At 34.3% G+C, this 23,589-nt stretch carries 22 protein-coding genes and 1 pseudogene; 19 read left to right on the forward strand and 4 right to left on the reverse strand.

Annotated elements, in window-relative coordinates; translation table 11 throughout:
* The first annotated feature begins 193 nt into the window (after positions 1–193).
* Positions 194–1,378, forward strand: coding sequence for an elongation factor Tu (tuf, locus tag AK212_RS11135; RefSeq protein ID WP_011276713.1), 1,185 nt, complete (start codon positions 194–196; stop codon positions 1,376–1,378).
* 661 nt (positions 1,379–2,039) lie between these two features.
* Here tuf and AK212_RS11140 read toward each other — a convergent pair.
* Positions 2,040–3,206 carry a M20 family metallopeptidase gene (locus tag AK212_RS11140; RefSeq protein WP_053031036.1) on the reverse strand — a complete coding sequence of 389 codons (1,167 nt, stop codon included), beginning with the start codon at positions 3,204–3,206 and terminating at the stop codon, positions 2,040–2,042.
* 234 nt (positions 3,207–3,440) lie between these two features.
* On the opposite strand from AK212_RS11140, the gene AK212_RS11145 reads away from it, so the two are divergent.
* From AK212_RS11145 to AK212_RS11160, 4 genes are all read left to right on the forward strand, one after another.
* Positions 3,441–4,631 carry a glycine C-acetyltransferase gene (locus tag AK212_RS11145; RefSeq protein ID WP_053031038.1) on the forward strand — a complete coding sequence of 397 codons (1,191 nt, stop codon included), beginning with the start codon at positions 3,441–3,443 and terminating at the stop codon, positions 4,629–4,631.
* 202 nt (positions 4,632–4,833) lie between these two features.
* Complete coding sequence (locus AK212_RS11150) at positions 4,834–5,340, forward strand: GNAT family N-acetyltransferase (RefSeq protein ID WP_053031040.1); 507 nt, start codon at positions 4,834–4,836, stop codon at positions 5,338–5,340.
* Between the two features lie 11 nt (positions 5,341–5,351).
* Positions 5,352–5,771 carry an NUDIX hydrolase gene (locus tag AK212_RS11155; RefSeq protein WP_053031042.1) on the forward strand — a complete coding sequence of 140 codons (420 nt, stop codon included), beginning with the start codon at positions 5,352–5,354 and terminating at the stop codon, positions 5,769–5,771.
* Between the two features lie 168 nt (positions 5,772–5,939).
* The gene (locus tag AK212_RS11160; RefSeq protein WP_053031044.1) at positions 5,940–6,899 is read left to right on the forward strand and encodes an ornithine cyclodeaminase family protein; all 960 of its coding nucleotides are present in this window, start codon (positions 5,940–5,942) and stop codon (positions 6,897–6,899) included.
* A gap of 93 nt (positions 6,900–6,992) precedes the next feature.
* Here AK212_RS11160 and AK212_RS11165 read toward each other — a convergent pair whose 3' ends face one another.
* The gene (locus AK212_RS11165) at positions 6,993–9,725 is read right to left on the reverse strand and encodes a 5'-nucleotidase C-terminal domain-containing protein (protein ID WP_053031046.1); all 2,733 of its coding nucleotides are present in this window, start codon (positions 9,723–9,725) and stop codon (positions 6,993–6,995) included.
* A gap of 287 nt (positions 9,726–10,012) precedes the next feature.
* On the opposite strand from AK212_RS11165, the gene AK212_RS11170 reads away from it, so the two are divergent.
* Positions 10,013–10,969, forward strand: a complete 957-nt coding sequence (locus AK212_RS11170) for an L-threonine 3-dehydrogenase (RefSeq protein WP_053031048.1) — start codon at positions 10,013–10,015, stop codon at positions 10,967–10,969.
* A 795-nt stretch (positions 10,970–11,764) separates the two neighbouring features.
* Entirely contained in the window at positions 11,765–12,841 is a 1,077-nt protein-coding gene (locus AK212_RS11175; RefSeq protein ID WP_053031050.1) for a branched-chain amino acid aminotransferase, read from the forward strand.
* A gap of 98 nt (positions 12,842–12,939) precedes the next feature.
* Here AK212_RS11175 and AK212_RS11180 read toward each other — a convergent pair.
* A pseudogene (locus tag AK212_RS11180) lies at positions 12,940–14,075 on the reverse strand (tyrosine-type recombinase/integrase).
* Between the two features lie 119 nt (positions 14,076–14,194).
* Complete coding sequence (locus tag AK212_RS11185) at positions 14,195–14,941, reverse strand: helix-turn-helix domain-containing protein (protein WP_053031052.1); 747 nt, start codon at positions 14,939–14,941, stop codon at positions 14,195–14,197.
* Positions 14,942–15,059: 118 nt separating this feature from the next.
* Between AK212_RS11185 and AK212_RS11190 the strand changes: the two genes are divergently transcribed.
* The 12 genes from AK212_RS11190 to AK212_RS11250 all read left to right on the forward strand — a co-directional run bounded on the left by AK212_RS11190 (position 15,060) and on the right by AK212_RS11250 (position 23,099).
* Positions 15,060–15,287, forward strand: coding sequence for a hypothetical protein (locus AK212_RS11190; RefSeq protein ID WP_053031054.1), 228 nt, complete (start codon positions 15,060–15,062; stop codon positions 15,285–15,287).
* Positions 15,288–15,327: 40 nt separating this feature from the next.
* Positions 15,328–15,591, forward strand: a complete 264-nt coding sequence (locus AK212_RS11195; protein ID WP_053031056.1) for a helix-turn-helix domain-containing protein — start codon at positions 15,328–15,330, stop codon at positions 15,589–15,591.
* A 400-nt stretch (positions 15,592–15,991) separates the two neighbouring features.
* Entirely contained in the window at positions 15,992–16,189 is a 198-nt protein-coding gene (locus AK212_RS11200; RefSeq protein WP_053031058.1) for a helix-turn-helix domain-containing protein, read from the forward strand.
* An 18-nt stretch (positions 16,190–16,207) separates the two neighbouring features.
* A complete protein-coding gene (locus AK212_RS11205) occupies positions 16,208–16,828 on the forward strand; it encodes a BRO-N domain-containing protein (RefSeq protein WP_053031060.1) in 621 nt (206 codons plus the stop codon).
* A 267-nt stretch (positions 16,829–17,095) separates the two neighbouring features.
* A complete protein-coding gene (gene tscT, locus AK212_RS13220) occupies positions 17,096–17,407 on the forward strand; it encodes a type II toxin-antitoxin system toxin TscT (RefSeq protein WP_080365551.1) in 312 nt (103 codons plus the stop codon).
* Between the two features lie 37 nt (positions 17,408–17,444).
* A complete protein-coding gene (locus AK212_RS11215) occupies positions 17,445–17,756 on the forward strand; it encodes a helix-turn-helix domain-containing protein (RefSeq protein ID WP_053031062.1) in 312 nt (103 codons plus the stop codon).
* A 4-nt stretch (positions 17,757–17,760) separates the two neighbouring features.
* Complete coding sequence (locus AK212_RS11220; protein WP_053031064.1) at positions 17,761–18,579, forward strand: DnaD domain protein; 819 nt, start codon at positions 17,761–17,763, stop codon at positions 18,577–18,579.
* A gap of 12 nt (positions 18,580–18,591) precedes the next feature.
* On the forward strand, positions 18,592–19,374 hold the full coding sequence (locus AK212_RS11225) for an ATP-binding protein (protein WP_053031066.1): 783 nt from the start codon (positions 18,592–18,594) through the stop codon (positions 19,372–19,374).
* Positions 19,375–19,613: 239 nt separating this feature from the next.
* Positions 19,614–20,279: a hypothetical protein gene (locus AK212_RS11230; RefSeq protein WP_053031068.1), complete on the forward strand. Its 666-nt coding sequence runs from the start codon at positions 19,614–19,616 to the stop codon at positions 20,277–20,279.
* 63 nt (positions 20,280–20,342) lie between these two features.
* A complete protein-coding gene (locus AK212_RS11235; protein WP_053031070.1) occupies positions 20,343–20,795 on the forward strand; it encodes a hypothetical protein in 453 nt (150 codons plus the stop codon).
* Positions 20,792–21,142 (forward strand): sigma-70 family RNA polymerase sigma factor, encoded by a 351-nt coding sequence (locus tag AK212_RS11240; protein ID WP_053031072.1) that lies wholly within the window; start codon positions 20,792–20,794, stop codon positions 21,140–21,142. The genes AK212_RS11235 and AK212_RS11240 overlap by 4 nt, the downstream gene beginning before the upstream one ends.
* 1,594 nt (positions 21,143–22,736) lie before the next feature.
* Positions 22,737–23,099 carry a hypothetical protein gene (locus AK212_RS11250; RefSeq protein WP_053031076.1) on the forward strand — a complete coding sequence of 121 codons (363 nt, stop codon included), beginning with the start codon at positions 22,737–22,739 and terminating at the stop codon, positions 23,097–23,099.
* Positions 23,100–23,589: the final 490 nt, after the last annotated feature.

A 23,589-nucleotide genomic window follows, 5' to 3' on the forward strand; every position in this document is an offset into this window, starting at 1 on the left:
TTAACTAGATTTTCTAGGTAAAATACAGCGTATGCTTATTCTTTAAGCAAACACCTTTATGAATTGATTTTTTACTGAAAATGCATTATAAATGAATTATGAATTCTAACAATCATTATGTCTCATGATGGTGAGAAACTATCATGAGAGATAATATTGAAATAACTTTTACTAGAATAGGAGAGATTTAATAATGGCAAAAGAAAAATTTGATCGCTCAAAAGAACATGCCAATATTGGTACTATCGGTCACGTTGACCATGGTAAAACTACTTTAACAGCTGCTATCGCAACTGTATTAGCTAAAAATGGTGACACTGTAGCACAATCATATGACATGATTGACAACGCTCCAGAAGAAAAAGAACGTGGTATCACAATCAATACTGCACACATCGAATACCAAACTGACAAACGTCACTATGCTCACGTTGACTGCCCAGGACACGCTGACTATGTTAAAAACATGATCACTGGTGCTGCTCAAATGGACGGCGGTATCTTAGTAGTATCTGCTGCTGACGGTCCAATGCCACAAACTCGTGAACACATTCTTTTATCACGTAACGTTGGTGTACCAGCATTAGTAGTATTCTTAAACAAAGTTGACATGGTTGACGATGAAGAATTATTAGAATTAGTTGAAATGGAAGTACGTGACTTATTATCTGAATACGACTTCCCAGGTGACGACGTACCTGTAATCGCTGGTTCAGCTTTAAAAGCTTTAGAAGGCGATGCTCAATACGAAGAAAAAATCTTAGAATTAATGCAAGCAGTTGATGATTACATTCCAACTCCAGAACGTGATTCTGACAAACCATTCATGATGCCAGTTGAGGACGTATTCTCAATCACTGGTCGTGGTACTGTTGCTACAGGCCGTGTTGAACGTGGTCAAATCAAAGTTGGTGAAGAAGTTGAAATCATTGGTATCCATGACACTTCTAAAACAACTGTTACTGGTGTAGAAATGTTCCGTAAATTATTAGACTACGCTGAAGCTGGTGACAACATCGGTGCATTATTACGTGGTGTTGCTCGTGAAGACGTACAACGTGGTCAAGTATTAGCTGCTCCAGGTTCAATCACACCTCACACAAAATTCAAAGCAGACGTATACGTTTTATCTAAAGACGAAGGTGGACGTCACACTCCATTCTTCACAAACTATCGTCCACAATTCTATTTCCGTACTACTGACGTAACTGGTGTTGTTAACTTACCAGAAGGTACTGAAATGGTTATGCCTGGCGACAACGTTGAAATGACAGTAGAATTAATCGCTCCTATCGCGATTGAAGACGGTACTCGTTTCTCAATCCGTGAAGGTGGACGTACTGTAGGATCAGGCGTTGTAACTGAAATCATCGAATAATTTTAATTATTCTTTATTTCAAAGACTCCCTTTAAGGGAGTCTTTTTTTTGGAGAAGAACAGAAATTAAAATAATTTGTTGTTCTCTCCCAGCTTGCTTAGTTTATAGAATCTCTTGATGAGATTCCCTTTGCTAGGGCCCCATCGTCAAGTATGACTAGTTTTGAAAAACTCTTGATTTAAGCGCATTTTAAAATTAAATCAGTCAGCTACTGCCTAAATGTTTAAAGAGGCTAAGACAATTCATTTTGTTTTAGTCTCTTTTTATATGCTCGATAATAGGCACTATTGTGTTTCTATATGATTAATAACTATAGCTATCACAGTTTGTTATATATAAATATTACTTCCTTTTATATGAAAATAGGAGTGGGACAGAATTCTTTTTAAATTCGTTGTCCCACCCCCAGCCTGCTTTGCTTGTAGAATTTCTTTATGAAATTCTCTTTGCTGGGGCCCCGACTCCCAACTTGCTTTGCTTGTAGAATTTCTTGATGAAATTCTCTTTGCTGGGGCCCCGCCCGCAAGGATGACTAGAACTGAGAAAAGCTTGAATTAAGCGCCTTCTCAGTTCAGTCAGCTACTGCGAATTTGCAAAAATAGCTTCATTATATTATTTTTGTCCCAGCCTCATTGTTCCATTAAGTTAAACGATTCTATTTTTAAAACACATTTTCAATTTCTAATATTTTCAAGAACGTACTAGCAGCATACTTAAATGCAGTTTCATCGATATCAAAATGTGGGTTATGATGTGGTGCTGTAATACCTTTATCTTTATTACCACATCCAGTTAAGAAGAATGCCCCTGGGCGGACTTTTAAATAGTGAGAAAAGTCTTCACCAATCATCATTAACTCAGATTCATTGAAGCGTAGATGTAAGTCATTTGCAGCTTGTTTGACTACCTCATATGCATTGACATGATTGTGTACTGGTAAATAGCCACGAATGTATTCTAAGTCGTAAGTGATATCATTAGCTAGAGCCAAGCCTTGTAATAGTTTATCCATCTTATGTTGAATGTGTGATTGTAATTCTGTATCAAATGTGCGCACAGTTCCCTTACAAAAAGCACTATCGGGAATAACACTATCAGACGATCCAGCTTGAATCATTCCGAATGTAAGGACAGCTTCTCTTACAGGATCGATTGTTCTAGATATAATTTTTTGCGCACTGAGAATAAACTCAGCCATAATTACAATGGGGTCAATGGTTTCATGCGGTTTAGCGCCATGGCCCCCTTTACCTTGGATTGTAACTGAGAATTCATCTGGTGATGCCATAATCGCACCAGGTCTTGAATAAATCGTACCTGTACTATAGCCACTCCATAAATGGGTACCATAAATTTTATCAACACCATTTAAGCAACCATCATCAATCATTTCTTGAGAGCCACCTGGCATAATTTCTTCACCATATTGGAAGATAAAGACCACATTTCCTTTTAATAAATGGCGATGTTCATGCACAATCTCAGCGACGCCTAATAATATCGCAGTATGACCATCATGACCACATGCATGCATCAATCCATCATTCTTAGATTTGTAAGGTACATCGTTAAGTTCTTGTACAGGTAGTGCGTCGAAGTCAGCACGAAATGCAATTGTTGGTCCTTCTTCTTTACCTTTGAATGTTGCTTTAATGCCATTACGTCCAATAGGTGATTCAATTTTACAATCAAGATGACTAAGCTGATTTAGAATATAGTTATGCGTCCAAGTTTCCTCGAAAGAAGGTTCAGGATATTGATGCATATAGCGACGCATCTGAATCATTCTATTTTCCTTATTACTGGCTAATTGAAACCAATCTAACACATGAACCACTTCTTCCTAATTATTATGAATTTTAGTATATCAAATTCTAATTCAACTCAATAGATTAATTCGGTATTTTCTAGAAAATGAAGGTAAATATACATGTTGTATGAACAGTTGTACATGACGTAAAGAATATTCAATATATTGAATTAACTGGAATGATAGTGCTTTCATGTTCAAGTAAAATCAGTTATGATTATGTTGATAAATAAATGCAAAGGGGATATGAATATGGTTCAATCACTACACAACTTTTTAGAAGAAAATATTCAATATTTAAAAGACAATGGATTATATAACGAAATCGATTCAATCGAAGGTGCGAATGGTCCAGAAATTACAATCAATGGGAAACAATATATTAATTTATCATCAAATAACTATTTAGGACTAGCAACAAACGAAGATTTAAAATCTGCAGCTAAACATGCAATTGATTCACACGGTGTTGGTGCTGGTGCTGTACGTTCAATTAACGGTACATTAGACTTACATGATGAGTTAGAAGAAACATTAGCTAAGTTCAAAGGTACTGAAGCTGCTATTGCTTATCAATCAGGATTCAACTGTAACATGGCAGCTATTTCAGCAGTAATGAACAAAAATGACGCAATCCTTTCAGATGAATTAAACCACGCATCTATTATTGATGGATGTCGTTTATCTAAAGCTAAAATCATCCGTGTTAACCACTCAGATATGGATGATTTAAGAGCGAAAGCGAAAGAAGCTGTTGAATCAGGTCAATACAATAAAGTTATGTACATCACAGATGGTGTATTTAGTATGGATGGAGACGTTGCTAAATTACCTGAAATCGTTGAAATTGCTGAAGAATTTGGCTTAATTACTTACGTTGATGATGCGCACGGTTCAGGTGTAATGGGTAAAGGTGCTGGTACAGTTAAACATTTCGGTTTACAAGATAAAATCGACTTCCAAATCGGTACACTTTCAAAAGCAATCGGTGTAGTTGGTGGTTATGTAGCAGGTACTAAAGAACTTATCGACTGGTTAAAAGCTCAATCAAGACCATTCTTATTCTCAACTTCATTAGCTCCTGGAGACACTAAAGCAATTACTGAAGCTGTGAAAAAATTAATGGCTTCTACTGAATTACACGATCAATTATGGGATAATGCGAAATATTTAAAAGATGGCTTAGCTAAACTTGGCTTCAATACTGGTGAATCAGAAACACCAATTACGCCAGTTATTATTGGAGACGAAAAAGAAACACAAGAATTTAGTAAACGTCTTAAAGACGAAGGTGTATATGTTAAATCTATCGTCTTCCCAACAGTACCACGTGGCACAGGACGTGTAAGAAATATGCCTACAGCAGCGCATACGAAAGAAATGTTAGACAAAGCAATTGCTGCCTATGAAAAAGTTGGTAAAGAACTAGGTACAATTAAATAATGATATAAGAGAGAGTCATTTTTAGGCTGGGACGATTATGATCGTTTCAGTCTATTTTTATTGTGATTTAACAAAGATAACGCAAAATGTCGCTTGTTAATAGATGAGGTGGAGATATTTATTTTGGTAAAATAATGTTATAGTTCATCATCTTATAATGTGAAATATCAAATTAACATATAATTTAGAAGGTGGTGTGTTAATGCTAAATCTAAGACAGTTAAGCTATTCAGATAAAGTTGCTTTAATGAAGTACCTCCAAGAATGGTATGTTCATGATGAACCCATAGTGCCTTCCAACACAGACTTGTCGAAGTATGAGTCATTTGAGCACATGGTAGACCATTTAAATAATATAGAGGTTGATGATGATTGGGTACCAACGACCACACTATTTTGCTTTGAAAATGGAGCTATTGTTGGTGCAGTCGATATTCGTCATCACTTAAATCGACGCTTAGTAAACATTGGCGGACATGTGGGTTACGGCGTATGTCAGTCACGTAGAGGACATGGCATTGCTTCATTTATGTTGCAAGAGGCGAAGCTATTGTTAAAAGAATTAGGTGTAAACAAAGTATTAATGACTACAAATCCTAAGAACACTGCCTCACAAAAAGTGATTAAAAAACATGGCGGATATGAAATCGAACCATATGTTAAAAAGAATGGTAATTTAGTAAGTCGATTTGAAATTCCTAATGAATGAAGGTTGGATGAATGAAAGATTTAAAAGTAGTATATGCATTGATACAAGATGAAGCAGGAAATATTTTACTCGTTCATAATACAGATGGTGGTGGCTGGTCACTACCCGGTGGCAAAGTTGAGTATGGAGAAACGTTAGTTGAAGCATTGAAACGTGAAGTTAGAGAAGAAACAGGATTAGCTATTGAAGTTAAAGACGTGGTTAGTATTAATGAAGGTAAATCGACACAAATGAATGTCCATACGCTTTTTATTATGTTTAAAGCACAAGTACATGATTATACAACAGAAATTCAAATGAAAGATGAAATTTCAACATTACGTTGGTTGCCAATCGAAGAAGCGGATGAAAAGTTAGTATATTACCATCATAGTTTGCGTGTATTTCTAAATAATCACGCTACTTATTATGATGAAGGACTTGTAGATTAAAGTGGGAAACGAAGCGCTTCAATCAAAATGAATAGTTTAAGCAAGTTAAATTAGCCTTTTCATCCTATCAACATACGTGAATTAAAAGTGTTACATAATAAGATGATAAATGAGTGGCTTGACGGGTAAATAATGAATAACGACAAAGCATTTGATGGAGGAATTAATATGTTAGTTTTGAATGAGCAAGATCAACGAGCATTACTAGATATGAAAGAAGTGATTGATGAAGTTGCCAATTCGTTAAAAGCATTCTCAGAAGGTAAGACAGAAACGCCACTACGCTATGTTCTACCATTTAATGATGATAATCGCTATTTAGTCATGCCAGCTTTATCCGATGATCTTAAAATCGTTGGCATCAAAACCGTTACATTTGCGCCTGATAACCCTAAAAAGGGTAAGAAAACGATAACAGGTTCAGTCCTTTTAAGTGACTATGAGACGGGAGAAACGCTTGCTGTGTTAGATGGTAGTTATTTAACACAAATACGTACTGGCGCAATTTCAGGCGTAGCAACGCAATACTTGGCTCGCAAAGATGCTAAAACGCTATGTGTCATTGGTGCTGGTGATCAGGCTAGGGGTTTAATTGCAGCTGTTATGGCTGTGAGACATATCGATATGATTCACTTTTCAAGTCGTACGACATCGAATGCGGAAGTATTAGCACAAGAAGTAGCGGAAACATATCATGTCGCAACGAAAGTCTTTGATCAAGCGGATGATGCCATGGCAGAAGCGGACATTGTAGTAACTGCTACAAATTCGAATAATCCCGTATATGCTCATACTTTACATCCAGGTGTTCACTTAAATGCAGTAGGCTCTTTCAAACCAGATATGCAGGAATTACCTACTGAATCAATGATGGTAGCTAACAAAATTGTGGTTGAATCTACTGAAGCTGCAATGGAAGAAACAGGCGATTTAAAGGTACCTCAAGAAGAAGGAATTATCACACAAGCATCTTTACATGGCGAACTTGGTGATATTGTTGCAGGTAAAATTTCAGGACGTGAGAGTGATGAAGAAGTGACACTCTTTAAATCTGTTGGCCTTGCTATTGTAGATATAGTGGTTGCTAATTATTTTTATAAAAAAGCGATTGAAAAGCAGGATAAATAGTTGGGTGTCATAACAATCTTAATATAAAGACAACAAACCGTGAGTGAGACAATGCATTTAGTGTCCCATTCACGGTTTATTATCTATTACAAATTATGCTGATTTTTTGCGTTGACGACAATATATCAATCCAGTTCCAGTTACAACAAGTAAGATTGCGATACCATGTTCTGATGTATCACCTGTATTACCTGTATTAGGTAGCTGTATTAATGATTCATTATAGAGCGCCATTGTTTGAATTGCGTTGCTCGTGTGATGATTTTGCTGATGCATCATATGGTACGCACCTGCATGCTGTTCAAAGGCGTGATTTGATAATTGAATCACTTTGTTGTAATGATTTGAAGCTACAGGATAACCACAATGATGATGTGTAGATGTATGGTTAGTGTTGATGACCATTGGTTGTGCATCATTATGGTGATGCTTCCCATTAGTACATAATGGCACTTGCATTTGTTGATGACCGCCATTAGCTACGTTAGGAAGTTCGATGATATTTCCATTGGCTTGATGTGTATCTTTATGCGCTGGTTGTTGTCCATGATGACTATTGTGTTTCGAGTCATCATTCGTATTATTATTTGGCATTTGTTGACCGCTACCTGCGTGACCTGTTGAATGATTGTTACTATCTTGAGTTGCTTCACCAGTATTTGGCTGCTCAGCACTTTCAGGCTCTCCGTTGATAATACGTACAGGTTCAACTGTATCATATTTACTCAAATCGGTTTCTTTAATGTATTGCGCGACAACTTCATCTAATGAGATGCCTTCTTCACGTTGACCACCAAACATATCATAGCCATCACCTTGATTAGCCGTGAAATCATTTGTTGTTACATAATACGTGCGGTTAGGGTCTAAATCTTCATAGCGACCATTTTCTTTATTCAATACTTTAATTGCATTAATACGTTGTCCAGATGCTTTGTCGATATCGTAATATACTTTTAGTGAATCAGAAATTTGTAAGAAACCACCATTCGCACCTAAGACTTTCTTATCGTCTTGTGTTTCAGTATCAGCACTTAAACTATGTTCAAATGCTTTTAACACATCTGAGCCCTTAACTTGAATTTGAGAAATTAAATTTCCGAATGGTAATACAGTAATAATATCATTTTCTGTAACTTTACCTTTGTCGATTGAAGCACGTATGCCACCGCCGTTAGTGATTGCGAAATCAGAAGGGTGTGAGAAATGTTTAGAGGCATATGCTTCCATAGCGTCTGTAATTAAATTCCCTAAATTGGTTTCTTGTGTACGTGCTTGTGCGCGTTCGCCATTTAACTTCACTGTATTATTAGGGATAACGACAGTGGATGTTGCTTTCAAGAACGCATCATTTGCTTTCTTAGTTTGTGCTTCGATTTGTGAGTCAGGTGTCACATGCTCAGCATCAGCGACATTAATTAATGATGCTTCGACATTCGTTGCTTGCTTATCTTTAAAATTAAAATCAATACGGCCTACATTTTCGAGGGCTGTTCCTGTTTGCGCGAGTATATTGTTAGCACCGTAGTGTTGACCGTGATCAATGACTGTATGTGAATGGCCATCGAGGACAAAGATAGACTGTGTAAATGAACGGTCTTTCGTCAGCTGCTTGATTAAATAATCACCACGCCAACGTTCTTGTGTTGATTTATCCACACCTAAGTGTGATAAGACAACGAATATATCTACATGATTTTTAATTTGATTCATAGCTTGTTTGACACTGGTTAACGGATCTTTAAATTCTACACCTTCAACTGCGCTAGGTGATGTTTTAGTTTTGGTTTCAGGTGTTGTGACACCCACAATACCATAACGGACATTGTTTTTAGTTACGATTGTAGAAGGATTAAAAATACGTTTACCATTTTTATAGATATTGGATGAAATGATAGGGAAATTTAACTGTTTCTGTAATTTAAGTAATTGGTCATAGCCAAAGTCAAATTCATGATTTCCGACAGTCATCGCATCGTAACCGACATGATTCATAGCTTTAGCCATTTCCTCACCTTTAGAGTTGTTAGAAACAGGTAATCCTTGAAAAGCATCGCCAGAATCAACCATTAAATCAGGATGATATTTGTCTTTGAGTCCCTTTACTTTAGCCATTCCGATGACACGACCATCTTCTTCAACGAAACGACCATGAATATCATTTGTATGTAAAATTGTGTGTTTATCTTTGTTGTTAGAAGCTGTTGTTGCTTTCTTATTCGCAGTAACATCATTCGTCTTCATAGCTGTTTGCTTTGAAGTAGCATCACTGTGTTTAAGTGCTTGCTTTGAAACAGGTGTTGCGTGTTGTGATATAGCAACATCATGACTTTGTTGTTGCGTTGCTTCTTCAGGCGATGAGGTAGCTTTCGCCGGCGTAGATGCCTTTGGCGATGTAACTTGTGCTGACTTAGAAGCTTCAGTTGTTGAAGATGATGTGTTTACCTTAGTATCTTGCGACGATTGAACTTCATTTGTAGTCGGTTCAGGCAATGCTTTTTCGTCTGAAAAGGCAGAACCCTGAGATGAAGCATTGTGCTTCTCTGAAGTTGTATGTTGTGTTGTAGACGTTGCAACATCAGGATGTGGCGTCGTTTGAGATGACGATGAGGTGTCATCATTATGTGAAATTGCATCAGATTTTATTGCCGTATCCTTATTCGTCGAGTAAGCATTTACTGATGGTGCTTCTTGTGATGTTGTGTGTGATACTGCTGTGGTGTTGTTTGATTGGATTGATTCCGATTCAGCAGCATATGTTGTACCCATAGTGATACCAAATACGATAAAAAATAGTATTAAGATTGGAACAAGATATCGCTCCATATTTGCCTCCTTTATTATATGGAATTTACATTTTTATATTAGCATAAGTCACCCGTCTTAAAGCTTACGCATTCAATTATTTACGATAAATTTAAAAATGATTAATAAATCAAACACTACGATACCTAAGAATCTCTGACTTTTCAAAAAGAAATAGATTAATAAAGAATGTACTTTCTGAGTATACAAGAAAGCGCTTTTATATTATAATAAGCATGTAAATAGGGAATATGTACACCCTAAAAGGACAATTATTCGTGGTAAACACACAAAGGGAGTTTTTATTTATGGAAAGAATCGTTATTACAGGAGCGCTTGGTCAAATTGGTACTGAGCTGGTATTAAAATGTAGAGAAATTTATGGAAATGACAATGTCTTAGCTACGGATATTAGAGAACCGGAAGAGGACTCACCGGTTAATAATGGACCGTTTGAAGTATTGGATGTTACGAATCGTGAAGCGATGATGGCGAGTGTTGAGAACTTTAAAGCGGATACGTTAATGCATATGGCGGCTTTATTATCAGCAACTGCTGAGAAAAATCCATTATTAGCATGGGATTTAAATATGGGCGGTTTGATGAATGCATTAGAAACTGCTAGAACATATGAATTACATTTCTTCACACCAAGTTCTATTGGTGCGTTTGGTGATTCAACACCTAAGAAAGATACACCTCAAAATACAATCCAACAACCAACTACAATGTATGGTGTGAATAAAGTTGCTGGTGAATTATTATGCCAATATTATTTCACAAAATTTGGTGTCGATACGCGTAGTGTGAGATTCCCTGGACTTATTTCTCATGTTAAAGAACCAGGTGGCGGTACGACGGACTATGCGGTTGAAATCTATTTCGAAGCGGTAAGAAGCGGACGTTATACAAGTTATATTGCTAAAGACACATACATGGATATGATGTATATGGATGATGCAATTGATGCAATTATTAAATTAATGGAAGCAGATGCAGATAAATTAGTTACGCGTAATGGCTATAACTTAAGCGCAATGAGCTTTGAACCTGAAGAAATTAAAGCTGAAATCCAAAAACATTATCCGGATTTTGCTTTAGATTATGAAGTGGATCCAGCACGTCAAGCAATTGCAGATAGTTGGCCAGATAATATTGATACAAGCTATTCTCGTAAAGAGTGGGGCTTTGATCCTAAATACGATTTAGCTGGTATGACTGAGTTAATGTTAAAAGCGATTGAAGAAAAAGAACAAAATAAATAAAGTGTGATGTGTTGAGCTAGCAGGGTGGTAACACCCTGCTAGTTTTTTGTGAAAAGGGAGTGGGACAGAATTCTTTTGAATTCGTTGTCCACTCCCAGCTTGCTTTGCTTGTAGAATTTCTTGATGAAATTCTCTTTGCTGGGGCCCCGCCCACCTTCGCAAGGATGACTAGAACTGAGAAAAGCTTGAATTAAGCGTCTTCTCAGTTCAGTCAGCTACTGCGAATTTGCAAAATAGATTCATTATATTATTTATGTTCCAGCCTTTTTTTGTGAAAATTGTTATTGGATAGATAATCACTCACATAAGTTGCTTCGCGTTCCTGGGGTGCTGTCCCTAAAGTAGTTCTTAAATGGATTTCATTTCACTTAAGTTGAGACGCTTGCCTAGGGGGCTGGGTCGAACCGCGGTCTTGTAAAGTAGTTCTTAGATAGATATTCACTCGTTTAAGTTGTTTCGCTTTCCTGTGGGAAAGGCTCGTGCCTGTAGTCACTCGACACTTTCTTTTCCACTAGGAGTCTACACAACTACACTTCGTCATCTATCTTAGAACTATTTACGTAAGTGTGTGAGCATGCAACTATGTACTATTATTCATTTTACATTTTTCTAAGTGGCTAATTCTCAATTTCGAAGTTGGATTTAAATTCATTATTAAAGTATGTTATTTTTGAAGTAAGGGTTTACAATTGGTATTTAGTTTGAATTTTTAGAAAATTTATTGAATCACCATTATGAGATTGCTATAATTTAATATACTATTATTAACTTAGAATGATTTAGGAGGCTTTCATCATGTCAGAAAAAGTAAAATTTGAACAACGCGACGCGCTTAAAGAAAAACCAGAAGGTAATTTAGGATTCGGTCAATACTTCACAGATTACATGTTAAGTTTTGATTATGATGCAGATCAAGGTTGGCATGATTTAAAAATTGTTCCTTATGCACCATTTGAAGTTTCACCAGCTGCACAAGGTCTTCATTATGGACAAGCTGTATTTGAAGGTTTAAAAGCATATAAACATGAAGGCGAAGTTGTATTATTTAGACCAGATCAAAACTTCAAACGTATCAATGATTCATTAGCACGTCTAGAGATGCCTAAAGTAGATGAGGAATTATTACTAGAAGGTTTAAAACAATTAGTAGACGTTGAACGTGATTGGGTACCTGAAGGCGAAGGACAATCATTATATATTCGTCCATTTGTATTTGCCACTGAAGGTATCTTAGGTGTAAGAGCATCTCATCAATATAAATTATTAATCATTTTATCTCCATCAGGTGCTTATTACGGCGGAGATACTTTAAAAACAACTAAAATTTACGTTGAAGATGAATATGTTCGTGCCGTACGTGGTGGCGTAGGATTTGCTAAAGTAGCAGGTAACTATGCAGCAAGTTTATTAGCACAAACAAATGCTAATAATTTAGGCTATGATCAAGTATTATGGTTAGACGGTGTAGAACAAAAATATGTTGAAGAAGTTGGTAGTATGAACATTTTCTTCGTTGAAAATGGAAAATTAGTTACACCTGCTTTAAATGGTAGTATCTTACCAGGTATTACACGTAAATCAATCATTGAATTGGCGAAAGAGTTAGGCTATGAAGTTGAAGAACGTAAAGTATCAATCGATGAGTTATTTGAAGCATACGACAAAGGTGAATTGACTGAAGTATTCGGGTCAGGTACAGCTGCCGTGATTTCACCAGTAGGTACTTTAAAATATGAAGACAGAGAAATCGTCATCAACAATAACGAACCTGGCGAAATTACTAAAAAATTATATGACACATACACTGGCATCCAAAGTGGTAAATTAGAAGATACGCATGGTTGGAGAGTAATCGTGCCAGAGTATAAATAATTCATATATAAGAAGCTAGAAACGTTGATATGAAGCGGTTTCTAGCTTTTTATTTTGTTTGCTAATTTGAGTTTGAATACGTTTTGAATACGTTAATACTAAAAACTAACATATTGAGCGAATTTTTCGGCCACTTTATCACGTTGCTTTTCTGTAATATGAGCGTATATATCCATAGTGGTATTTATATCTCCGTGGCCTAATCTGTCTTGAACTTCTTGAACAGATAAACCCGCTTCGAATAGTAGTGAACAGTGTGTATGCCTAAAGCCGTGTACTGTAATTTTTTTGAATTCGTTTTTTTATATATCTTATCTAGTGCTTTGTTAGGGTGCTGTACTTGTAATCTGCGGTTAGTAGTAACATTAGTAAAAAGATTTTGAGTTACATTACTAGTATTATGTCCATACATTAAAGATAACTTACGCTGTTCTATACGCCATTCTTTTAATATTGCAGCGGTACGATCATCTATACTAACTACTCTTATTGAGGAACTTGTTTTCGGTGGCTGTATAATTTCTTTGTAACCAACGCCGATTGTTACTGTCTTATCTATATTGATAGTTTGTTTTTCGAAATTTATATCATTCCACGTTAAAGCCATGAGTTCGCCTCTACGCATACCAGTAAACGCTAGGGTACGAAACATAGCGTGATACATTGGCTCATCTTCTACTAATTTTAAAAAGTCTTTTAATTCCTCGCTAGAATAATAAATCAAATGCTCGTTTTCTTTGCCCTTACTTCTTTTAGGCAATTTAGTATATTTAAAAGGGTTTTCGGATATGATTTTTAAACTAACAGCATATTCTAATACATTAGCAGCGTACACTTTTATATTTCTATAATCTGAATAGCTCTCAATCCACTTATTTACAGTGTTTTGACAGTACGGTGTCGTTATACTTTTAATAGGCATATTTTCAAACTCTTTGAGAATAGTGTTTTTAAACATATTTTGTACTCTAACAAATGTACTTTCTCTAACAGTATGTTTATATTGTTCTAGCCATAATTTATACACTTGTTTATAAGTCGTTATTTCATTATTTAAAAAGCCGTTGCTTTGTATTTCCGTTTGTAGCTTTGCTTCTTCGATTTTGGCCTCTCTTTCAGTTTTGAAGCCTCGTCTTGTTGTCCGCTTCTGCTTACGAGTTACAGGATCAACACCCAAATATGCAACAAACATATAAGCTGTTGTCCCGTCTTTCTTTTTATATTTCTTAATCATTTTAAATCAATCCTTTCTACTTGCCCGCATGCGTTTGATTGGATTGAACGCACCTTTGAGAGTGGTTACTCATCAGTGCGGTAATAGTATGTATTTGCTCGTAAGAGAAGCGAGAAAAGTCATTTACAATTTTTAAATTGCTCAATAAATTCATCTAAACTTTTGGGATATGTTTCTTTGTAAACTAAATACATAGGTTTACCTTTTATAGCTTCGTATGAATAGTTAGGATAATGATAAAGACGCTCACTAATTTTTAAAGATTTTTGTTTTAAAATCTCTGCTTCTTTAATTAATGCCTCTGCATTTATATTGTTTTTATCCGTTTCTGCTTTCCTCATAAATTCTATGTAATCAGTACTAAATGCCACTATCTCTTCAAGAGAAACTGCCTCTGATTTTTTATTTTGATTATTATCGTTCTTATGTAGTATTTCAATACATAGTTTCTTTATATACTCATAACTGACAGAATTTATATCAATATTAGAGTTTTTTAACATGTCTAAAATTTCAAGTGTTTCTTTGTATTCATCTATCGAATAAAAATATATATCTGCTTCATTATAATAAGCCTTTAAAAAATAATTATATATCTTTTGGAAATCTTGAAATTGATCGAGAGCTTTACTATATCCGTTATGAAATAAGTCTTCACTAAATCGTATAATCAAATTATAAGAAACATTTAATTTTTCTGCATAAATGTGTAAATCATTTAAATCAATTTTTCTGTTACCATTTTCATGATTGGATATAGTATTTTGACTAAAACCTGTTAGTTTACTTAATTCTTTTTGGGTAATACGCCTAGCTTTTCTAATGCTTTTGATAACTGTCCCTAATGTATTTTGTCTTTCTACCATATTCTTCAATTCCTTTCGTTAAAATTCTAGCATAAAGAAAAAAATATCTCAATTTGCAATATTTTGTGTTGAAATAAATATCTCACTTTGAGATAATAGGCTCAAGGAGGTTTGAAACATGATTACAAAAAAATTGGAATTGAAACAAAAATATTTAAAACCTAAAGTTAGATTAAGAGAAGAAAGGTTAAAAAGAGAGTTATCAACTACCTATGTTTCTCAATTAATTGGAATTGATAGAAGACAGTATGAAGCAAAGGAAAAAGGTTTGTTCTCATTTCACGACTATGAAATTACTGTACTATCAAACGAATTAAATATTGATAGAGAGTTGTTTTTTATTTAGTTATTAATATCTCATTTTGAGATAAAAGGGAGGCTTCTAAATGAGTACACCGATATTAAGCGAAGCCGCTTCAATCGAGTTAGCAAACGGTATTTTAAAACTTGCTGAGCAAATCGCACAGCAAAAGATAGAACAACAACAGAAGCGGTGGCTTACACAAACGGAAGTAAGAAAGTTATACAGATGTACACATAGTGACGTTACCGAGTGGGAACGATTAGGACTTACTAAACGTAAACAGGGACGAAGCTATTACTATGACCGCCAAGAAATTGAGCAATTTTTAGAAAGTCAAAAATATTAAAAGATCTTGCCCGCAAGCGAGTGAATAAGTTAATAGAAATATTAGATAAAAAAACACACTCCTTGTCGTAGAAAGAGTGTGCTACGGAAATTTTGTTTGGTTTTAGAAGCTACGACCATCTGTACAGATTTTGCTGGTATCGCCCCCAGCCCTGTAATGTACTTAAGCTTTCAATCAAAGTCTAGCGTCCCGTAAGTTACTACCTTACAGTACGCATACTCTAGTTAACGTCTCTTGATTGACGGCGAGACACAACAAACGATGCCTTAATTTAGATTTACTTACCTATAAAACCACAGGATGATTTAAAACCTCGCATAAGCAAGGCCATCACCTCACATATTAGTGGGATGAAATAAGTATATAACGATATTTCGTTATATACAATAAGGAGGATAAAATGCTTAATTTAAAAGAATTAAGAGAAGAAAAAGGTTTATCTCGTTATCAGCTTTCAAAACTATCTGGATTATCAAATTCTACAATTCAATCAGCTGAACTTATTAATGAAAATCCTGGATTTTTAACAGTTAAAAGAATTTGCGACGCATTAGATATTGAGATTAAAGAAGTAAGGAAAATAAAAAATGGAAATTAATTATTGTGGAGGTGCTATATGATTAAGCAACTTTTCAAAGGTAATGAAATTAGATTTATAGAAAAAGACGGGGAACATTGGGCGGTAGCGAGTGATGTAGCAACTATATTAGGTTTTAGAGATAGTCATACAGCAGTGAGAGTATTACCTACTCATGTAAAGGATACACATAAAGTGCGTACCCTTGGAGGAGAACAAAATATGTCGGTTATCAATGAAAAAGGTATTTACAGATTAGTCATGCGTTCTAATAAAGCCGAAGCGGAAGAGTTTCAAGACTGGATATGTGACTTACTTGTTGAGTTACGCCGAGCCACAGGCCTAGAAGATTATCAAGCCTTTAGAATGTTAGATAAAGAAAAGCAAAAAGAAGCTATGGCGATTGTTAAAAAAGCAAATAGCAATGTTAAACCAGTGGATTTTATTAAACCTAATATGATAGCTAATAAAGCAGTTTCAACGCTATACGGCTTCAAAAAGGCTATTAAGAAAGGCGATATGACGCCGCCAATGTTAGAAGCAAGACAAACTATACTTGATGATGTTGTAGCACTAACAGAGGCTAACAGTCGCTTTAATTTAGGTATTAGAGTTAGTGAACGTATTTACGATAAATACAATGTTAGGACAGAGAAATGAAAGGGGCGATATTAATGCTTAGATTTATAAACGAACTTATTTATATAAGTGTAATAACCATATTTATATGTATGTATAGTGAATTTCATTACGCAATAGCGTTTTATGGACTAGGTTCACTAATAGCAATAATTAAGTATGAGATTAGTAAAGAACAGATAGCAAACAAACGCATATAAGACGTTTAGAGAGCAATTAAGAAACAAACAGATAGAAACATCAAATAATACAATCCGCTTCCAATTGAGGCGATTAGGAGGAAATAGAATGAATTTTGACGAAAAGGACTTAGTTTTTGAATTAGATGTTTTAAAAGAAAAATTAGAAGATGTATTAACAATACAACAATGGCATTTGGATAAATTTTTCACTAAACCACACTTAAGTAATAGAGAGGATTATATCAATCATGGTATTGGATATTCGGAACAACGAATTAATCAATCACAAATTACTGACCTTTTATATATGTATTTACAACGTTTCGACGAGGTATTAGAAAAATTTAAAGAATTAGATAAAAAAGAAACGTTATCAGCAACTGGCGACCAAACCGAAACTGATAACGCTGATAGATAGTTATACAAACTAAAAATCTATGTGAAAGGTTAACACTATGAACGATAAAAAACAATCAAGTAAACAACCTAGTTACTTCTCTATTTTACCCGCTAACGTGAGATATGACAATAACTTAACAGATAGTGAACGGGTGTTATTTGCTGAAATAACAGCATTTAGTAATAAGTATGGCTATTGTACAGCTAGTGATAAATATTTCGCTAGCTTGTACGGTCATAATGAAATAACGATATTAAACAGAATAAACCATTTAAGAAAATTAGGCTACTTAGAAATTAATTATGTATATATAGATAAACAATTGCAAAGACAAATTAGACCTAAATTCTATGAAGTAAAGGAGTAGTATAGTGAACGATAGATTAATTGACGTAACAGGTGGCTACGGAACAGTTTATAAAGAAGTGATGAAAACACCTAAGTTAAGTATTGAAGCAAAAGCTATATATTCTTACCTATCTTCTTATGCTGGTGGTAAAGATACAGCATTTCCAAGTGTAGATTTGATTTGTCATGAGCTTAATATCAGCGAAAATCGTTTTAGAAAATATAAAGATGAGTTAGTTAATCAAAAAGTTATTGATATAAAACGACAAAGAACAGATAACGGATTTAGTAAAAATATCTACACAATTAATCATCATTTCGTATCACGTCAATTTGTAGGCATACGAAATGTAGGCATACAAAACTTAGGGCTACAAAATGTAGGCATACAAAATAAAGGTACTAAGAATAACAGTATTAAGAATAACAAAGAGAAGAATAACAGTAGTAGTGGCATAAATGCCACTGCACAACAACCACCGTCACAATCCAGTAGTAATGTTTTTAATTTTTACCAAACTAATGGCTTTGGTATTTTACAACCAACCATTATTGAACAAATTAACGCATGGATAGATGATTTTAACGGTAATGAGAAGATCATTATCGAAGCACTTAAAGAAGCGGCTACTAACAATGTCTATAAGTGGGCGTATGTGAACAGTATTTTAAAAAACTGGTATCAAGACGGAATAAAGTCAGTCGAAGATATAGAAGCACGTAGAAGGCAAAGAGAAGCTATTAGCAACCGAAGTAAATCAAATAGCAGTAGTTACTTAGATAAGCTATTAAATAGCGAAGATGAAACGTTTGATAATTCACAATACAAAGATTTGTTCTAAGGAGGTATTATTTTGAAAACACTCACTGATATTTTAAAAAGTAAATTACGAAATAACGTAGTAGATGAACAACTCGATTTAAAATGTGAAAGATGTGGCAATAGATACGACTACTATAAATTTGATAACGGGCAAGAGGAACGTATCGGGTGTGATTGCTACATGATTGAGAAAGCTAAAGAAAGTACTCAAAACTATAAAGCTAAACAAAAGCGTATAAGTATTGAGAATGTATTTAAACAGTCACTAACAAATGATGATTTATTAAATGCAGAATTTGATAATTACAAGCCGACAAACGCCGAGCTTTTAGAAGCTAAACAAACTATTCAGAAATATGCTGCTAACTTTAATACAGACAATCCGCAATCATTACTATTACAGGGTAGTTTTGGAATAGGCAAAAGTCATTTAGCGATGTCAGTAGTTAGAGAAGTAAAGAAAAAAGGATATACAGCTTTATTTATTGACGTAACGGAACTAATTACAGCATATAGAGATACCTATAACAAAAAATCAGATGTCACAGAAAAAGAGCTAGATCAACTTATCAAAGACGTAGACTTACTTGTTATTGATGACTATGGCACATCTTTAACACCATACGGCATAAGTAAGATGTTTGGCGTAGCTAATTTGAGAACAGGAAAGAACAACATTATTACAACTAATAATGAGGCGTCTGAATTAGCTACTACGAAAGATATGGCGAAGATATTTAGCCGACTAATGAAAAATACAAAAGTAATTAAAATGCACGGAGCAGATTATAGACTGAAAGACTTCAAAGCATAGATAAGAGTTGCGGACTTTTTTGTCCGTGACTTTATTTTGAATTTACAACATACTTATTTGCTATTTTAAGCTATCATTTAGAGCAAAGATAATTGAATGCGATAAATAAACATTAAAAATAGTTGAATGCTTAAAATGAGCTTGTAAACGTGCTTAAAAGCGATTTGATGAATTAGAGGGGATTTTATTAATTGCGATGTGGTTTATTCAATCTATTAATGAAACGGAGGTAGGGAATTATGACAATTACTAAAGAAAGCAATCAAGCTATTGCTGACGCATGGAGTGTACTGTTTGAAGATAATAAATATCAAGCACTCATCAATGAATTAGAGGCTTTTCTTAATCAAACGAGAGATATGGTTAAACAGGGGCATAGCGTTGATGAGATAGACAATAAGCAATTACCTAAAATAGAGCAGTTAGAGAATGGTTTTAAGGCGTTTGCAGTGTGTAAGTTGCAAAGTATCAATAATCAGTTATGCACCATGCAAAGCGAAGCATTAGAGAATGATATCGATAATCCACATGCTGAAATTATTAAGCGACAAGATTTACAAGCTAGGTTATCGCTTATAACTAATAACGAAGCAATAACGCTTATTAAACAATTAGAGCCGACTAATACAAAAATATATGAGATATATCTATACCAAAATTTGATTGATAACCGCTTCACTGAATTAGAAAAGCAACATATATCAAAAGACTTCGAGAAACTAAAAAGAGAGGTATTATATCCTTATTCTGATGAAGTAGGATATAAACGACTGATAAGCGAAAGAAATACGTTAAACACGCTTAAAATGAGTTGTTTAGGCGTACCAGCAACGAAAGATGAAGCGGGCTATATCGGTGTACGCTCAATAGAGAAACGTTATAACGATGTATTAAGCAATAGCTAGATGAATAATATTAAGGCCTATCCTAGTTTGATAGGCTCATTCTGTTTAAAAAGAGGTGTATAAATGAAGTTGAAACGAGTTGATTATCGTTTATATTACTATGAAACAATGATTTCAGAATATGCGTTGCTAACTGAATTTAACCCACGTTTTATAAGTAATAAGGTTAAGGGAATTAAGTCACAAATCGAAGCTATGTATTTTTTGAACGTATCTCACTCAACGACAAGTGATGTATTCGGTGTCGTATCTATTTCGTACCCTTTAGATAAATTAGTCGTACATATCATAGAGGAAAAAGAGAAGTTAGACACCTATATAAGAAAATCGAACTATAAGCTAGCTTTATTTAAAGAGATAGTTAAGCGATATACACCTAGTGAACAAAAACAAATAATTTACTATATACGTTCGGGAGGATCAACTTCTAATTATGAATTAATTGAACGCTTACGACGTGATTTATACAGAGCGATACATAAGCGTAAGGTAATGGCAGGGACTAGAAGACTATGAAGTACGATAGAGAAACTATTAAACGCTTTATAAAGACGTATCACAAGCATAGCAATCGTTCAATGCAAGAAGTAGACGAGAGAGAGCTAGATATAGATAATTTCTTTGAACTTACTGATGATGTAGAAGCGGAAGAATTAAACGACAATGTAGACGATATTGTATTTTACAATGAACTAGAGCAGCTCGTTGATAAAATAGCTACGGATAAAGAATACTTTGTATTTTACTTATTATGTCAGGGTAAGTCTTTTAACGAAGTCGGAAAGGTATTTAATCTTTCGGGGGAACGCATTAGACAATTGTTTGAGATATTACTTAATAAGATAGTTGATGAAGCGGAGTAGCCCCCCCGTTTCAAATATTTAGAGGTTAAAAGGGATATTGGAGAACGGCGAGGGGTATCTACTCTCCAAATTTATTCTTTTTTTACACGTAAGGGGGGTATGCTAGAAATTGCTAGCATTTATTTTCTAAAAGTGATAACACTTACTAAGAAATGTTGGAAAATGTTGGTGTTAAATACTATATTGAGAAGTATTTGAATGAAATTAAAATGTAGGGAAATGTTGGGATGAAAGCAAATATACGAAAAGGTTTAAAACATCGGAAAATGTCGGACAATATACCTAGAAAATCCTAGCATAAAAATAGTTGCAAATGTGAGCATTATATCTTACATACCGCTTCAAAGGAACGACACGAACGACGATTATAAAAAGGGCTATTACTCAATATCGAGTAGTAGCTTTTGACTAATCAAAGCTATCGCTCAAAAAAGAGCTTGAGCATATTTAAGTTAATCATTTTCGATTAGGTTGAGCTATTAGTCGTTAAAGTCTAACAGCTTAAAAGTATGCGGTCATTTTTGGGCGTGTACATTTTATTAATGTTAATTTATGCAAAATTTCAGAGGCTTTTAAAATGGCTTAAATGTAGAAGTAGTATAGCTTTAAAGTTATTTTAGCTATTTAATATTTAGCATTAATTAAACTACTACAAATTACTACATATCACTTAGTAAATTACTAAAAACTACTAAGGGTTGTTATATAGCCCTCCTACTTACATAAAACTTACGATAACTTTCTGAAATGATGAAGAATGTTGAGGGCTTAAATATATAAGGGGGGCACTGATTTGAGGCCTCCTTAACTTAAAGTGTTAACTTTTGTTACGGCTATCGGAATAAGTAAGGGTGTATCTAAAATGTCGCACCCTTAATATTAATTTGTGATAGATAAAAGCTTATTTGTTACTTTCGGCAGCCATAAAAAGGACTTTTTGACTGCCATAAAAAAGGGATAGATAAGGGGGAGGTTGAATTTATTTTGAGAATTGATAAATATGCTTTCTACAAAGACCTTACGACTATCCAATTGTGGATTGTCCTTTAATACTTCTGAAATAATTAGCAGGGTCCAAATTTGGACTTTGCAAAAAAACCAAAGTTTTACCAAAGGTAGAGCAAAAATAGAATGTGCAAGGTTTGTACAAGGTTTACAAGAAAAAAATAGGAAAGTTTTAGGGGAGGTAGACGAGAAAATAACCGTAAGTTTTCCGTAAGGTTAGGTAAAATAAAAATACCAAGTTTTTACAAAGGTAAGCGAACTTTTTAAATTTATAAAACGGCTTTATATCAACGTTTTTAACATATAACAATAGTAATGTTTTATATAGGTTAGCAACTTTTAAAAATGATAAGGTTGAGCAATTAATTTTAAGTCTATTTAAGACGCTTTAATAAGATTAGGTATAAAAACATCAATCAAGTTATTCAATCGCTTCTACGCCTCTCTATTAAGCATATATACATATATGAACGATATATCCGCTTCGAATATGTAAAAAGCGTACATTTAATAGCTTATTAGTAAATTCATGAGTTAGTTATAACTTATAATTAGTACTAGGTACTAATTTTTGAGGAGGACAATATCAATGCGTTTGCGAAAAGCAACTATCAATTATTTAGAGAGTGAATTAATACATTATAAACACATATACAGAGATATAGAACGTATTAGGAGCGGAAAGATATATCCCTCACAGTACAATGAGCAAAAAGCATTAAAAGATAGACGATTTAAGCAGCTAACGAGAATGAAGAACGCAATAGAGCATGTATATGCTACGAGCATTGAAGATAGTCAGAGATTGATAGATAGGTACTATTTCAACAATATTGAGAGTTTAAATTTAACGGGAGTAGCACTTATGATTAATGTCAGTAAATCAACAGCATACAATTTAAGAAACGATATACTACTACGACTATCTGATGAGTTAGGTATATTGAAATAAAAACCTAAGAAAACCTAAGTATAAAACCTAATATAAGGGCGTTTAAGTCGAAAATTGAAAGATACGATATTAATAAGCTAGAGAGCTATATATAAGATATAGAACTTGATAAAACTTGAAATTTGAACATGTTATTAAGACAAAAACTTGACTAAACTTGACATTTAAAAGGCCATATAACTACAAAACCTATCAAAACCGTACATTTTTATAGCTATATAATGATTTACAAGCGTAGTTATAGATACACTTGTTACAACCGTACTTAAAAGTACACTTGTAAACTAGAGCCTTAAAATAGGGAAGTGGTTTAACCAGCCCAAATGTGGATTGGTTAAATGCGTCCATAAGTGGACTTATTAGCTGTTTCTCTTAATATCCCCAAATTTGAGGATATTAGTTTATCACTCAGCCCAAATGTGAGTTCAGTAATAGAACTGAATAGTTATACACATTCAATATGCTCAAATGTGAGCTCGTTAACCACCCC

It is taken from the genome of Staphylococcus borealis (assembly GCF_001224225.1).
GTDB classification, from domain to species: domain Bacteria; phylum Bacillota; class Bacilli; order Staphylococcales; family Staphylococcaceae; genus Staphylococcus; species Staphylococcus borealis.

What these genes read in the sequence shown, in the direction of transcription:
- tuf (WP_011276713.1), top strand. Translation starts at nt 194, where the DNA reads ATGGCAAAAGAAAAATTTGATCGCTCAAAAGAACATGCCAATATTGGT.
- AK212_RS11145 (WP_053031038.1), top strand. Translation starts at nt 3,441, where the DNA reads ATGGTTCAATCACTACACAACTTTTTAGAAGAAAATATTCAATATTTA.
- AK212_RS11150 (WP_053031040.1), top strand. Translation starts at nt 4,834, where the DNA reads ATGCTAAATCTAAGACAGTTAAGCTATTCAGATAAAGTTGCTTTAATG.
- AK212_RS11155 (WP_053031042.1), top strand. Translation starts at nt 5,352, where the DNA reads ATGAAAGATTTAAAAGTAGTATATGCATTGATACAAGATGAAGCAGGA.
- AK212_RS11160 (WP_053031044.1), top strand. Translation starts at nt 5,940, where the DNA reads ATGTTAGTTTTGAATGAGCAAGATCAACGAGCATTACTAGATATGAAA.
- AK212_RS11165 (WP_053031046.1), bottom strand. Translation starts at nt 9,725, where the DNA reads ATGGAGCGATATCTTGTTCCAATCTTAATACTATTTTTTATCGTATTT.
- AK212_RS11170 (WP_053031048.1), top strand. Translation starts at nt 10,013, where the DNA reads ATGGAAAGAATCGTTATTACAGGAGCGCTTGGTCAAATTGGTACTGAG.
- AK212_RS11175 (WP_053031050.1), top strand. Translation starts at nt 11,765, where the DNA reads ATGTCAGAAAAAGTAAAATTTGAACAACGCGACGCGCTTAAAGAAAAA.
- AK212_RS11185 (WP_053031052.1), bottom strand. Translation starts at nt 14,941, where the DNA reads ATGGTAGAAAGACAAAATACATTAGGGACAGTTATCAAAAGCATTAGA.
- AK212_RS11190 (WP_053031054.1), top strand. Translation starts at nt 15,060, where the DNA reads ATGATTACAAAAAAATTGGAATTGAAACAAAAATATTTAAAACCTAAA.
- AK212_RS11195 (WP_053031056.1), top strand. Translation starts at nt 15,328, where the DNA reads ATGAGTACACCGATATTAAGCGAAGCCGCTTCAATCGAGTTAGCAAAC.
- AK212_RS11200 (WP_053031058.1), top strand. Translation starts at nt 15,992, where the DNA reads ATGCTTAATTTAAAAGAATTAAGAGAAGAAAAAGGTTTATCTCGTTAT.
- AK212_RS11205 (WP_053031060.1), top strand. Translation starts at nt 16,208, where the DNA reads ATGATTAAGCAACTTTTCAAAGGTAATGAAATTAGATTTATAGAAAAA.
- tscT (WP_080365551.1), top strand. Translation starts at nt 17,096, where the DNA reads ATGAATTTTGACGAAAAGGACTTAGTTTTTGAATTAGATGTTTTAAAA.
- AK212_RS11215 (WP_053031062.1), top strand. Translation starts at nt 17,445, where the DNA reads ATGAACGATAAAAAACAATCAAGTAAACAACCTAGTTACTTCTCTATT.
- AK212_RS11230 (WP_053031068.1), top strand. Translation starts at nt 19,614, where the DNA reads ATGACAATTACTAAAGAAAGCAATCAAGCTATTGCTGACGCATGGAGT.
- AK212_RS11235 (WP_053031070.1), top strand. Translation starts at nt 20,343, where the DNA reads ATGAAGTTGAAACGAGTTGATTATCGTTTATATTACTATGAAACAATG.
- AK212_RS11240 (WP_053031072.1), top strand. Translation starts at nt 20,792, where the DNA reads ATGAAGTACGATAGAGAAACTATTAAACGCTTTATAAAGACGTATCAC.
- AK212_RS11250 (WP_053031076.1), top strand. Translation starts at nt 22,737, where the DNA reads ATGCGTTTGCGAAAAGCAACTATCAATTATTTAGAGAGTGAATTAATA.